Source organism: Candidatus Paceibacterota bacterium (genome assembly GCA_035404205.1).
Lineage (GTDB): Bacteria > Patescibacteriota > Minisyncoccia > UBA6257 > JAVHQB01 > JAVHQB01.
Genome location: DAONGQ010000002.1, coordinates 20,809 through 34,755, shown reverse-complemented (window position 1 = coordinate 34,755; position 13,947 = coordinate 20,809). Strand labels below are relative to the sequence as shown.

Here is a 13,947-nt window from a genome sequence, read left to right as displayed (position 1 = left end):
TGCTCTCCCATTACTTTCAAAGTTACTTCATAATCTGCAGACAATTCTTTAAATTTATCTGCCCATTCTACTAGTATCAGATTGTTTTTATCCTTAATGATATCCTGCCAATCCAAAGCCTTTAAATCAGCATAATTATTAAAGCGGTATAAGTCTAAATGCCAGACTTTTTTAAAAGGTTTCTTAAAACATTTGAATTCTTTAGCAAGAACAAAGGTAGGGCTAAGAATTTTTTCTTTCACCCCCAAAAATTTTGCCAAACCCTTTACTAATTCCGTTTTGCCCGCTCCTAAAACTCCGTTTAAAGCGACTACTGTAGCTTTTGTTGAATCAGTTTGGACTAGTAGGCCACCCAAAAAATCGCCTAATTTAATAGTTTCTTCTGGGGAATTGGTTTGAAAATGAAAATTGTCTAAGCTCATTAACTACAATATACCAAAATACTTATTTCTTGGCTAATAAGAGCTTTTTTTATTATAGGTTTGTGTTAAAATTAGTTTGAAGAGAAAGGTTATCTCATATTCTCATCGCAAATACAGAAAATTATTTAAAGACTAAAATCTAATTCAATGATCAATCTAAGGAAACAAACTAATTTAGATACGCTTCACAATTTGGGAGAGGAACGTCTCGCTAAAAATTTAGCCATTAAATTGCACCTCCCCTATATTAGTTTGAACCGGTTGAATATAAAGCCCGAAATAGCTGGTTTGCTCCCAGAAAGTGAGGCCAAATTAGGTGGCCTATTAGTTTTTGATAAAAAACAAGCTACTTTAAAGGTGGCTGTTTTGAATCCCCAAAGCGCTGAGACTACAAGCAGTTTAGACAAACTCAGAAGCCAAGGTTATACTATCGCTCTTTATATTACCTCTAAAGACAGTTTCCTTACCGCTCTTCGCGCCTATGACCTCTATACCCCGCCCAAAAGCAGTTTGGTGGGAAAAATTGATATCAGCGCTACCCAAGAATTAGACCTTAAGCAGTTAGAAATGGTTCTAAAAAACACTGCAGACCCCTCAAGCCTCATATCTCTTATAACAAAGACCGCGGTAAGCCTGAAAGCCTCAGATATCCATTTAGAGTCTAACGAAAACTCCCTAACCCTGCGTTATCGGCTTGATGGATTGCTTTATGACGGGGGCATTATAGAAAAACAATTAGGGCAAAAATTAATTGATCGCTTTAAACTGCTTTCTGGCCTTAAATTAAATATTGCCGTGAAGACGCAGGATGGGCGTTTCACCATTGTTGATAACCAAAATATTCTAGAAGTAAGAGTCTCCGTACTCCCTGGCAATTGGGGGGAAAATATAGTCATGCGTCTCTTGGACCCAGAAAAAATCAATCTTAAATTAAATAATTTAGGTTTTAACGATTGGGAATTAAATAAAATTAGAAGCGTTTTTAGCGCTCCTAATGGCTTAATCCTCACCACTGGACCCACGGGTTCAGGAAAAACTACCACTTTATACGCAGCTCTAAAGGAAAAGATTGACCCTCATTTAAAAATAATTTCAATTGAGGACCCCATTGAATATCATTTAAATGGGGTTAATCAAACCCAGGTAGACAAGAGCAAAAATTATACTTTCGCAAGTGGACTTGCCACTATCTTGCGGCAAGACCCTGAGATTATTTTAATAGGCGAAATCCGCGATAACGAAACAGCCGAAATTGCCACTCAAGCCGCCTTAACCGGTCACCTAGTGATATCCACTCTACATACTAATGAAGCGGCTGGAGCTATTCCTCGTTTACTCGAACTGGGTGTTAATGAAAACGCCATTGCTTCTTCCCTTAAATTGGTGATTGGCCAAAGACTAATTAGAAAATTATGCCCTTTTTGCAAGCAGGCCTATGATTTAGATGATGCGACTGCCCAAAAGATTAGAGACAGCTTTTCTATTCTGGCTCCGGAGGCGCATGTTAGCTTACCTGAAAAATTTCCGCAATTTTACAAAGCTGTCGGCTGCGAACATTGCCATGGTTTAGGCTATATAGGGCAATTGGGACTCTTTGAAAATTTTATAGTCTCCGATGCCATCAATGAAGCCATTAGCCAAAACAACAGCTTAGATTACTTAAGACAGTTAGCTATCGAGGAAGGCATGATACCCCTCTTCCACGATGGTATCTTAAAAGCCATCGAAGGAATCACTAGTTTAGAGGAAGTCTATCGAGTAGCAGGTGACATTAATTACATTGAAGGACTCTATGGCACCATTATTAACAGCGCCTTAAGACGCGGATTATTTTTAGAACAAAGCCTATTAGATAAAATCCAAGCTATTCCTCCTAAAGAGCTGGATTTAACTAAAATCATTGCCGGTCTTGAGCCTCTTGCCAAATTAAATTATATTATAGGCGCCGCCGTTACCAGGCAAGCTACCGATATTAATTGCCAGGTCGAGAAAGAAATGGCAAAAATTTATCTAAGGGAAGAAAACGGACTTACATTGCTTTGCCAATTAAATAGTAGCGATTATTTCCGACTAGTTTCTAGCATTAAATCTATTACTGGCTTGCGCCTTAAAGAAGAGGGAGAGATTCTTGAAGGTCGATTTAAAGTGACTTTGCCGTCTAAAAAAACTACTGATATAAGAGTCTCCATTATTCCCGGAGGTTATGGTCCTGTGGTTTCCTTGCGGCTTCTTCCTGATAATATGCAAATGCTAAAATTGGAGGACTTGGGACTTTTGCCTGAACTTATTCCCAGCCTCACGAAAGTGATTAAAAAACCTCAAGGACTGATTCTCACTGCCGGACCCACTTCTTCCGGTAAAACAACGACTCTTTTTGCCTTGCTCCAAAAAATTAATCGACCTGATATTAAAATAGTAACCATTGAGGACCCCATTGAATATCATCTGGATGGAGTAGTCCAAACGCAAATAGATGAAAGCAAGGATTATACTTTTGAAAAAGCCCTTAGAGGCATAATGAGACAAAATCCTAATGTTATTCTTGTGGGAGAAATAAGAGATGCCGAAACTGCTAAAGTAGCTGTTCAAGCTTCCCTAACAGGCCATTTGGTTTTTTCTACCGTTCACGCTCTCGATGCAGCCGGAGCCATTGAGCGTTTGCTTAACTTCGGTATAGCCCCCCAAGACTTATCAGCGGTTAGATTGATTATTAGCCAAAGGCTGGTAAAGCGTCTCTGCCCCATTTGCGCCCAAAGAGCAACAGCCACTCAGGAGCAAATTTCAATTATAGACGAAACTTTGCTCCATTTTCCCCCCACCTGGAAACCTGCGTTTGGGCCCCTATTGGAACAACCTTACCATCTCAAGACTCCTAGCGGATGCGGCGAATGCGGCAATGACGGTTACAATGGTTTTATGGCTATTTTTGAATTAGCATTTTTTGATGATTCCCTCTCTCAGCACTTGGGCTCCTCAGATTTATCCAAAGAGATAGCTAAAAAAACTATTTCGCTTAAACAAGATGCCGTTATTAAGGTCCTCAGGGGGTTAATCGACTGGAATAGTTTTAAAGGGATAGAGTAAAACAAATAAAAAACGCGCCATTAAATGGCGCGTTTTTCTCTCTAAAGTTGCATTAGCCTCAAGGCAAGAAAATCACCACAAGGGTGACAAAAAGAGTACGGCAAGGCATATCCCAGACGGATCCAGAATACCCATCAACCAATCACTCCAAACAGGTTATCTCCAAAATGTACCTGGTTTGCCCCGAGACTAATATAACTTTAAAGAACTATTTTATTATATCCTATAAGTTTACACTTGTCAAGAGGTAAACCAGAGAACATAAAATCCCCTTAGGGACACATTATATTATAGGCCAATAGACATTTTTGTCAAGAGCAAGTCATTTTGGGCTATTAATTTTTTCACAAACATTAAAATAGCAATTTGCGGCCTAATTTAAAAGCTGATTTCTTATTTTGTGTTCTCGTGTTAGAATAGAGACGTTAAATTAAAGCATACTTTTTATGTCTGGACATTCTAAATGGGCCAATATTAAAAATCAAAAAGCGGCAACCGATGCCAAGCGAGGAAAAAGTTTTTCTAAATTAATTTCCTTAATCACCGCCGCCGCTAAAAGCGGTCCTGATTTAGAAAGCAATCCTAAATTACGCATGTTGGTCGACAAGGCAAAGGGCGCCAACATGCCGCAAGATAATATAGAAAGGGCAATCAAAAGGGGCTCCGGCATTGGTAGCGAAGGCATAGAAATGGACGAGACCATTTATGAAGCTTACGGACCGGGCGGTTCGGCGGTTCTCATTAAAACTATTACGGACAATAAAAATAGGGCATTAGGCAGCGTAAAACAGACTTTAAATAAATATAATGCAAAATTGGCTAGCCCTGGAAGCGTTCTCTACCTTTTTAAAGAAAAGGGCTATCTTGTAGTCAGTTTGAATCTATGGAACGATAATTTGGAATTGAAGGCTATAGAGAATGGAACGGATGATATTGTCAAAGATGACGAAAATGTCATTCTTTATACTGCACCTGATAAGTTAAGCAATCTCATGAGCGCTATCCAGAATGATATTCCTATTATAGAAAGCAACATTGCCTATGTCGCCGATACTAAAATAGACATGGACTCAGAAAACGACTATAAGGCCTTTACTGATTTCATCGAGGCCTTGGAGGATAACGATGATGTGGCCGAAGTTTTTCACAATGTCCTTGTATAAGCTTTTAAAGTTCGTCAAGTTATAAAGTATATAAAGTAAATATACAATTCACAATTCGAAAGGTTGTTTGCACTGCTGCGTTTCTACTTTACAACTTTATAAACTTTTAACTTTATAAACTTATTTGCTATGTTCCTCCCCCTCCTCAATTCTCTGAAAGCCGCCGCTCAACGGTTAGGCATGCCAAACTATTTTGCCTCCCAAGAAGAGCTACAACAAATTCAGGATACAGTAGATCAAATTGTGCCCGGCTTACAGGTATTAGATTACAAAAATCAAAATTTAATGATAAGCGCCAAAAGGTTAGCGGCTAATCAATTTAAATTATCGCAAACTCAATTTTTCCTCTTGTGGCAACAATCTTTAAAAATGCCTTTGCCCAAACATATTTTTTATAAAATCAAATAAATATATTAAAAACACCCATAAGCGGGTGTTTTTAGTTTATGTCTTAGGGGGTATTTTTAAAAACCATTATGTTATCCGCCCCCTGTTGATTATATTGATTGGCCGCTACTACTTTTAGTTCATTTTGCTCTTGAACCTGACTAAAACTGATAGGAGCAGACCGGTAAACTATTCGACTTTGATTAGTCGCACTGTCAACTAAAGTTATTGGGGACAGCGTTCCCACTAAAGAATCATTTAGATAAAGGCTAACCTGACTAATGGGATAACTTGAATTGATACTGGCTTCAACAGTAAAATCAGTGTTAATGTAATCGCCGTCTTTTGGATATTCAATGGTAACTGTAGGCGCTTTAGCGTCAGCCGGAGGCGTGTTAGAGGTATTGGGCGGCGTCTGATTATAACTCTGAAAATTAGGAATATTACGGCTAGCCCAATTCAGAACTGGCCCTTCCCAATTCCAATATTGAGGGTCATTTTGAGGATTATTGGGAATCGGGCCGGTAGGGTCGCTTTTATCTACATAATACAGGATGGAATGCACTTCCTGATAAGTTCTTACTTCAATATTATTTTGATTAGTAAGCGGACCAGCTACTTGACCAGTAGTTCTATCGATATTGACCTGCCTGGTAACAAGCGCATCATCGTTAAACATGGGCTTATTCACTGAAACAATTTGCGGTGGATTAAAGGACCCTGCTCCCAACTTATTGATAGCCGCGACTATAAAATCATGCCAGCATGAAGCTGCAATTCGTTCTCCAGAACCGCCTACTTTTGCTGGACTATAGTCGTTATTGCCACCCCAAACCCCTACGGTTATAGTAGGCGTATAGCCCACTGTCCAAGCATCTCTATAATCTTGGCTAGTACCAGTCTTTACAGCAACTTTATAGCCAGTTACTTGCAATGGGGTATTAGCAGCAAAAATGGGATAACGCGCCTCATTATCAGATAAAACGTCGTTCAAAACCCTCACTGGCTCCGGCTCTATAATTGTCTCTGCCGTGGGGGTAGGGCGCTGATAAATAACTTGCCCCCGGCTATCTTTAATTTCCAATATACTCGATTGATTAATTTTTACTCCTTCTTGGCTAAGCGTAGAATAGGCTGCCACCATATCTACGAGCTTTACACCACCACCACCCAAAACTAGAGCCAAGCCATAGTCGGAAGGTTTTTTGGTAAGCGTAGTTATGCCTAGTTTAGTAGCCAAATCTATGGTATCTCCTATATCAGCCAAATATAAAGTTTTAACGGCAGGAATATTCAATGATTGCGCCAAAGCATGCCTCATATCTACCGCTCCATGATATAAACTATCATAATTTTGCGGAATATAGGGAGTTGCACCAGTAGAAAAATTGGTTGGCACATCCCATAAAATGGTTGTAGGTAAATAACCCTTTTTAAAGGCCTCTAAGTAAGCAAAGGGCTTAAAGGCTGAACCTGGTTGCCTAATGCCTAGAGCGGCATTGAAGTTCCCCTGGTTATTAACATCGTAATAATCGCTAGAACCAACCATAGACAAAATCTCGCCAGTTTTAGGGTCTTCGGCTACCAAAGCCATATTTCCTACCCCAGCTTCTTTATTTGTTTGCGAGTATTTGCTCACCAACTCCTCTGCCTTAGATTGCAAATCAGCATCCAAGGTCGTAATAATGCTATAACCATCATTGATAAGGTCATCCTCGGTATAGCGGTCTGACAGTTGGTCTAAGGCGTAATACACAAAATGAGGGGCAAGCATAGAGTTGGCTTGTGGTTGATAAACCAATTTTTCGGTCTTAGCCTCTTCTGCCTCGGTCTTAGTAGCCCAACCATATTTCACCATATTATCCAAAACTCGTTCTTGCCGCGCTTTTAAGAGATCTATATGGGAACCGTAGGGAGACAATCTGCTCGGAGATTGAATAATCGCCGCCAATATAGCCGCTTGAGCCAAGTCTAAGTCTTTGGCTGATTTGCCAAAATAGGTTTGCGCAGCTGATTCAATACCATAGATCTGGAGCCCATAAGGAATCTGATTTAAATACATCGTAAGGATTTGGTCCTTAGTATATATCTTTTCCAATTTATAAGATAAGACAATCTCACTAATCTTCCGATCGATAGTTTTCTTTGTCGTTAAAAAAGCATTCCGAGCTAACTGCTGAGTGATAGTGGAACCACCTTGCCATTCTCCTGGGTGCATAACATCATAAATAACGGCCCTGACAATGCTTTTTGGCTCAATAGCGCCATGATTATAAAAGTTATGGTCCTCAATAGCTAAAACTGCTTTTCTCGCTATATCGGGAATATCTTCTTGGCTAACCACAGTTCTTTTTTGATCACCAGAAAATTCATAAAGCAAGACTTTCCCGGTGCGATCGTAAATTTTACTAGATTGAATATAACGCTGGCTAGTAATATCGATATAGCTGGGTAGGTTAATCCATAAAATCCCAATATAAACCAAAAGGAGAAGAGCCAAAACTACTGCGCCCAAGAGGATTTGTTTCCCTGTAGAATGCTTTTTATTCTTTTTAAAAATATTCATCATACTCGCCTATTATATCATTAACTCTTAATTTAAAAAACCGACCCTTAGGGTCGGCTTTAATAGGCTACTTAATAAATTTCTTCTTTACAACCGCCTTTATCACATTCCTCATAGGCGCTAGTATCACCATCTTCATCCCCCTCCTCTTCTTCGTCATCACCACCTAGACTGCTAGGAGCCTCTTCATCATCATCGCTACTTTCAGTTACTATAGGTGATTTCTTTCTCACAGAAGCGTCTTTTTCCTCAGGAGAAACTTCTTCTTCTGTTGCTTCTGTCTCTTCTTCAGAATTTATATCTCCTTTTTGGGGTTCATCCTTCAAGTTCATAGGTTGCTAAAAATAATTTATTGGTCTATCTTACACGAAAATTTATCCAATGTAAAGTCTATTTTCTTTAATTTATTAAAGCTAGTAAAGGCTATCGCCATGGCATCAGAAGTATCGTCTAGCCTAGGCTGATGCTTTAAATTTAATATATTACAAATTGTTTTTCTTACCTCTTTTTTATCAGCTCTTCCGTATCCCGTGAGTAATTGTTTAACTTCTATCGGGGTAAGTTCTAGTATAGGCGTTTTGCTTTCAGCCGCCGCTAAGATAATAACACCGCGCGCCTCGCTAATGCGAATAACAGTTTTAGCGTTTTTAAAAAAGAAAATGTTCTCTAAAGAAACATAATCCGGGTTATAGTTTTTTATCGTTTTTTTAAGAAAATTATAAATAGCTTTCAACCGGAGCGGCTGCTCTTGCTCTTCTGGCTCCAGACAACCATAACCCCGCAGCTTTAAGCGATAACTTTTTTGGCTTTTCGAATAGTTTATATTAAGCACCGCATATCCCAAACGGGTTGTTCCAGGATCTATTCCTAAAATAACCATACTAATTATTATTTAAGTTAAGGGGCATTAAAATATAGAGGTAGTCATCGCTATTCAAGCTTTTAAATCTTACCGGCGAGAGTTCGCTATTTAAGCCGAAACTAATTTTATCGCCATTAAGAGAGTTTAAGCCATCGATGAGAAATCTGTAATTAAAAGAAATCTTTAAGGAATCGCCTGTAATATCCCCTTTTATAGTAGTTTCGTTATTGCCAATATTGCTATCACGCGCTTCTAAAACTAGGTTATTAGCGGCGCTGTCAATAGTTAAGCTAATATCATTATTTTTACTGGCGAAAATACTGGCAATTTTAGCCGCATTTAATAATTCAAATTTATCTACAGAGACGTTAGTTTTGAAGTCTTTAGGAATAATATTCTGATATTTAGGATAATTTCCTTCAATGAGTCTGGAAACTAATTTAATATTGCCAAAATCAAAAAGGATTTGGCTGCTTTCTATATAAATTCTTACCTTCTCTTTGTCTAGTTCCCCCTCGTTAATGATATGCAGAACTTCTTGAGCAGTTTTAATAGGAACAATAATCTCTATTTCTCTTTCTAGATTTGATTCAATTTTATCTTTCAATATTTTTTCGCTTAGTCTAAAACTGTTGGTGGCTACCAATCTTAAATCACCTTTTTTATAAGTTAGGAAAATACTATTTAATTCTGGACGGCCTACTGGATAACCAGCTGAATTAATAACTTGAGTTAACCCTTCATTTAAATCTTTTTTGTCTATTTCTATATATTCACTATTCTTTACTTCTGGAATAATAGGAAAATCATCAACTGGCATCCCCTGTAAATCAGCCTTGTACTCTCCGCTTTCCAAATGCATGATACTCCCCTTGACGCTTAGAGTGATTTTTTCTTCGTTAAGATTGTTAAGAAAAAGTGATAAATTTTTAGCAGGAACAGTTAAACCCGGACCATCTTCCATTTTTCCCGGTAAAATAATGGTTAAACCAAGCTCTAAATCAGTCGCAGAAATTTTTAATTGGCCATTTTCTGGTTTTAAAAGCAAATTGCCAAGAATTGGCAAAGTTAATTTTTTATCACTGACTTTTTCGGCCAAATTTATTTGCTTTTTTAAAGGTTCAACTAAGGAAGTAAATTTCATATTATGTTTAAGTATTTAATAGTTTAATAATTTATTATTTTAAATAAAGAAATTTATTATTTATTATTAAGATAGAGAAAAACAGTGGAAAATTCTCTCGGAGATAATAGCTATCGATAATTAGGCCTTGATTTATTTTTTTCTCCCAGTGGATAAGCTAAGAATAAAAAGTATAACTAATGGAATATCTTTTGAGGAAATATTTTTGTAAACTTTTAATACCTCGTTTATGCTTTTTTCATCCACACTATATCCTCAAATATTTTACCGAGAAAGCTTAAACTTTTCTTAAATTTTCTCTTAAAGTGGTAATCTCTCTATCCAAATTAATGTCTTTCTTAATTTCTTGGGAAATTTTCTCGTAGGCGTATATTATAGTAGTATGGTCCTTTTTGTTCAACTTCTCGGCAATATATGGATAAGAGCTCTTCATTTCTTCCCTCATTAAATACATGACAATTTGCCTGGGTTTTACTATATCCTGACGGCGCGAACGTTTCAGCAATTCTTCTTTGGGAATATTATAAAACATGGCTACCTCGCGAATAATATCGCTAAAACCTATTGTCCGGCTGGGAATAGTTAAAATATTTCCTAAAATTTTTTTCACATCTTCCACTGTCGGTTCAATATTTTTTAACTGGCAATAAGCGATAACCCTATTTAGAGCCCCTTCTAACTCTCGGATGTTTCTGGGAATAGCTTCGGCAATATAGCTATAGACACTGTCGCTAAAAGCAATCCCCTTGCGTTGCGCCTTAAGCTTTAAAATAGCGATTCTGGTTTCTAAATCTGGTAAGCTTATATCTACAATCATTCCCCCTTCGAATCTAGACCGCAAACGGTCCTCCAAATAAGGAATGGCCTTGGGCGGTCTGTCTGAGGTAAAGGCGATTTGCTTATTATGCTCATAGAGCGTATTAAATATATGGAAAAGCTCTTCTTGAGTTTTTTCTTTGCCGGTTATAAATTGTATATCGTCAATGAGGAGAACGTCTATTTTTTTATAGGATTCTTTAAATTCATCAATTGTTTGCTGTCTTAAGGCATTCACCAAATCATTAGTAAATTTTTCCATGCTCATATAGCGGATAGTCCTTCCTTTGCCATTCTTGTCGGACTTAATTTGATTGCCAATAGCTTGCAGCAAGTGAGTTTTACCTAAACCAACCCCCCCGTAAATAAAAAGGGGGTTATATTTTGTACCCACATTTTTAGCGACTGCCTGAGCGGCGGCGTGAGCCAATTCGTTGTGGCTGCCTACAATAAAACTTTCAAAAGTATATTTAGGATTAAGATTGGTTTCGGGGTCTAAACTAATCTCTGGCAAAGAGGTTTCTTCTATAATAACATCAGGTTCTTTCTTTTTAGATGTTTTTTTAGTTTCTAAATCAGCTTTTTTAAAAGCATTTGTGTCAATTTTATAGCTTAATTCTTTAATTTGAGGCTGTAGTTTAACTACGGCCTTGAGGATATTTTTATTGTATTTGCTTTGTAGCCACTCTTTAACGAAATTAGAAGGAACTAAAATAACCCCTTCCTTGCCGTTAGTTTCAAATTTAGTATCTTTGAACCAAGTGGCAAAATTAGCAGGGGTAACTGTTACCTTCATTTCTCCGAGAACAATATTCCAAATTTCCTCGTTAGTCATATCTCTAGGCAATTATAACTGTTTAAAAATGTAATAGCAAACAACCTCAAGCACCTTTTAGGGTATAGCTTGTGGATAAACAGTTTAAAATAAAAATCGCGTATTTATTTGCAAAAAGGGGTATTTTATTCTACAATAGCAGGGATAAACAGTTAAATTTTAATCTATGTCTGTAACCTACCAGCCCAAAAAACGAAAAAGGAGGAATACTCATGGTTTTTTGAAAAGAAGCGCCTCAAAAGGGGGTAAGAAGGTGATCCAAAGTCGTCGTCAAAAAGGGAGAAAGCGTTTGACAGTCTAATAGCCTTTATGTTGCCTAAAAAATATCGCCTTAAACACAAGAAAGATATAGAAAGAGTGGTTAAAGAGGGGCGATATTTTTATAGCCCAATTTTTTGGTTCAAAATTGCGAGGAATACTGAAAATCATGGCCGGCTCGGATTGATTATCCCTAAAAAGAGCTATAAGCGGGCCGTAGATAGAAACCGTTTAAAGCGAGTGTTTGCCAGTATTATGGAGAGTGAGATACGTAAAATGCCCAATTGGGATATTATAGTCTATTTCAAAAATTCAAAAATATTCCCTACAAGGGAACAGCTGCAGAAAGAAGCGGATAAAATTATTACGGCTATTCATTAAATTATTATGACTCAATCTCTTTTTAGTTTGGCTATCTACCAGCCCATCCTAAACTTTATTGTTTTTCTTGCGCATCTCTGCGGCAACAACTTGGGAATAGCGGTTATTATTTTCACTGTATTATTTCGCTTGTTACTTTGGCCCCTTTTTGAGAAAAGCGAAAAGGTACAAAAACAATTAGCTCTTATCCAGCCCGAATTGCAAAAGATTCAGAAACAATACAAGGGCGACCAGGAAGGAATGGCAAAAGCCATGATGGCTTTATATAAGGATTATAATATAAACCCTACTGCCACTTTTTCCGTTTTTGCTTTTAGCATTTTTCAAGTAGTGGCCATGTTTATATTCTATAGCCTCTTCAGGGACCTGGTGGACCCAGCCAGAGTGTCTTTCGTCACTTCCTTGCTTTATCCTTCGGTAACAAGCGCCTCTCTTAATCTTACTTTTTTGGGTTTAAATTTGGCTTCCCATAGTTTTCTTTTAGCCGTTATCTATACAGTGATACAGACTGTGCAAATGAAATTTATGCTCAAAAAGCAAAAAGCTCAAAATGTTAATAGCCCTATGGCTATGCAAATGAGCACAGTGATGATGTATACTCTTCCTCTAGCGATTCTTTCTTTATATAAGAGCATTTATGCTATACTTTATCTGTATTGGGCAGTGTTTAGCTTGGTATCACTTGCTCAGGATTGGCTGACTAATAAGAGATAATAAAGTTTGCCTCGGGTGCACATTCATTGCCAGTCTTACGCCTAACCCGCACGAATATTGCCGCAATAAGTAAATTAATATGGATACAAACAATTTTAAAGAATTTTTGAGTCATTTAATACAAACCATCGGGTTTAAAGATGCTGAAATTATTGTGACAGAACCGGAAGAGCATCGCCTTAAAGTAGATATTCAATTAACAGAAAGTGGTCTTTTTATAGGCAATAATGGCGAGAATTTATATGCTTTAGAGCACCTTTGCCGTCTCGTTGCCTCCAAGATGTTTGGTCCTGAGGTAAGTTTATCGGCAGATGCTAATAACTATAATGCGTTTAAAGAGGAGTCTTTGAAGGAATTGGCGCATAAGGCGGAGAGAACCGTTATGTTGACGGACAAGCCAGTCGCTTTACAACCAATGTCTAGCCGAGAGAGAAGGATTGTTCATACAGAACTAGCCACAAGCGAGGCGGTTATGACAGAGTCATTAGGAGAAAGAGATATGAGGCACGTAGTGGTAAAACCCAAAAAAATAACTATTTGATTTGCCTAAATAAAAAACAACCCTATAAAGGGCTGTTTTTTGTATTAGAATATTTATTTAGTAAAACACCAAATAGACGTAGCGCATCTTTTGATTAGATTCTCTTCAGCGGCAATGTAGTGATGGTATTCGTTTTTGTCATAATAGGGGTCATTTATATTCAGATATCCGTCTTTATCATTAATGCCAGTGATAACGATCATGTGGCCGCCGGTATCAGTGTTGAGCAATTGTTTGCAGGGGTTGTCTTGCCCGTATCCTCCATTAACAACCGCGGTTGCAATCCCGCCCGTACTTAAGCAACTTTTCATGTCTGAACTCCCTGTTGTTCTGATTCCGTACAAATCAGCTATTCCAGCATAATTTTTGCTGTTGCCATAAGAATCTACATAGTTACTAAGGGAAGCATTGTTGGTTTTCATTTTACCATACAAATCTGCAGGGGTGATCGTGGTACCAGTTAATTTTGTTATAACCATAGCAATTGAAGTTGGCGCGCAGCCATTATCGGCAAACAAATGTTTATCATCTGGGTAAGGAAGCTTCCCCCACCTGCTATCATATTGTTTGAATAAGGGGACCCCATTATTTCCTGAAAAGCCAGAACTTGCCCTAATAACGTTGTCGCCATTTGAAATAGGCAATTCTGCGACTGCAGTAGAAGAACTATTAAAATTATTACCCTGGGTGCATTCTACTCCGGCATCAGGTTTGAAAACATCACTCAATTTATTCAAATTGGGATTTATAAATTCCAAAAGTATTCCCGCTAAG

Annotated in this window: 14 protein-coding genes; 7 read left to right on the top strand and 7 right to left on the bottom strand. The window is 37.8% G+C overall.

The features are described from left to right. A partial coding sequence (gene tsaE, locus PK547_00760) for a tRNA (adenosine(37)-N6)-threonylcarbamoyltransferase complex ATPase subunit type 1 TsaE (protein ID HPR91255.1) occupies positions 1-422 on the bottom strand: 422 nt, incomplete at its 3' end. A gap of 147 nt (positions 423-569) precedes the next feature. On the opposite strand from tsaE, the gene PK547_00755 reads away from it, so the two are divergent. The 3 genes from PK547_00755 (at position 570) to PK547_00745 (ending at position 5,077) form a co-directional block, all read left to right on the top strand. Continuing rightward, positions 570-3,506: an ATPase, T2SS/T4P/T4SS family gene (locus PK547_00755; GenBank protein ID HPR91254.1), complete on the top strand. Its 2,937-nt coding sequence runs from the start codon at positions 570-572 to the stop codon at positions 3,504-3,506. Between the two features lie 446 nt (positions 3,507-3,952). Beyond that, positions 3,953-4,669, top strand: coding sequence for a YebC/PmpR family DNA-binding transcriptional regulator (locus tag PK547_00750; GenBank protein ID HPR91253.1), 717 nt, complete (start codon positions 3,953-3,955; stop codon positions 4,667-4,669). A 129-nt stretch (positions 4,670-4,798) separates the two neighbouring features. Next, positions 4,799-5,077, top strand: a complete 279-nt coding sequence (locus tag PK547_00745) for a hypothetical protein (GenBank protein HPR91252.1) — start codon at positions 4,799-4,801, stop codon at positions 5,075-5,077. 43 nt (positions 5,078-5,120) lie between these two features. Here PK547_00745 and PK547_00740 read toward each other — a convergent pair whose 3' ends face one another. The 5 genes from PK547_00740 to dnaA form a co-directional block, all read right to left on the bottom strand. Continuing rightward, entirely contained in the window at positions 5,121-7,625 is a 2,505-nt protein-coding gene (locus PK547_00740; GenBank protein HPR91251.1) for a transglycosylase domain-containing protein, read from the bottom strand. 68 nt (positions 7,626-7,693) lie between these two features. Then, the gene (locus PK547_00735; GenBank protein ID HPR91250.1) at positions 7,694-7,954 is read right to left on the bottom strand and encodes a hypothetical protein; all 261 of its coding nucleotides are present in this window, start codon (positions 7,952-7,954) and stop codon (positions 7,694-7,696) included. 17 nt (positions 7,955-7,971) lie between these two features. Further along, complete coding sequence (ruvC, locus tag PK547_00730; protein HPR91249.1) at positions 7,972-8,502, bottom strand: crossover junction endodeoxyribonuclease RuvC; 531 nt, start codon at positions 8,500-8,502, stop codon at positions 7,972-7,974. Between the two features lies 1 nt (position 8,503). Next, positions 8,504-9,628: a DNA polymerase III subunit beta gene (dnaN, locus tag PK547_00725; GenBank protein HPR91248.1), complete on the bottom strand. Its 1,125-nt coding sequence runs from the start codon at positions 9,626-9,628 to the stop codon at positions 8,504-8,506. A gap of 277 nt (positions 9,629-9,905) precedes the next feature. Continuing rightward, positions 9,906-11,279, bottom strand: a complete 1,374-nt coding sequence (dnaA, locus tag PK547_00720; GenBank protein ID HPR91247.1) for a chromosomal replication initiator protein DnaA — start codon at positions 11,277-11,279, stop codon at positions 9,906-9,908. Positions 11,280-11,445: 166 nt separating this feature from the next. Here dnaA and rpmH point away from each other — a divergent pair, with 166 nt between their 5' ends. The 4 genes from rpmH to PK547_00700 all read left to right on the top strand — a co-directional run bounded on the left by rpmH (position 11,446) and on the right by PK547_00700 (position 13,173). Next, positions 11,446-11,580, top strand: a complete 135-nt coding sequence (rpmH, locus tag PK547_00715; protein ID HPR91246.1) for a 50S ribosomal protein L34 — start codon at positions 11,446-11,448, stop codon at positions 11,578-11,580. 8 nt (positions 11,581-11,588) lie between these two features. Continuing rightward, entirely contained in the window at positions 11,589-11,918 is a 330-nt protein-coding gene (gene rnpA, locus PK547_00710) for a ribonuclease P protein component (protein HPR91245.1), read from the top strand. Positions 11,919-11,924: 6 nt separating this feature from the next. After that, the gene (locus PK547_00705) at positions 11,925-12,632 is read left to right on the top strand and encodes a YidC/Oxa1 family membrane protein insertase (protein ID HPR91244.1); all 708 of its coding nucleotides are present in this window, start codon (positions 11,925-11,927) and stop codon (positions 12,630-12,632) included. Between the two features lie 79 nt (positions 12,633-12,711). Then, positions 12,712-13,173: a R3H domain-containing nucleic acid-binding protein gene (locus tag PK547_00700; GenBank protein ID HPR91243.1), complete on the top strand. Its 462-nt coding sequence runs from the start codon at positions 12,712-12,714 to the stop codon at positions 13,171-13,173. Between the two features lie 53 nt (positions 13,174-13,226). Here PK547_00700 and PK547_00695 read toward each other — a convergent pair. Further along, positions 13,227-13,947: C39 family peptidase (locus PK547_00695; protein ID HPR91242.1), on the bottom strand; the 721-nt coding region annotated here is incomplete at its 5' end.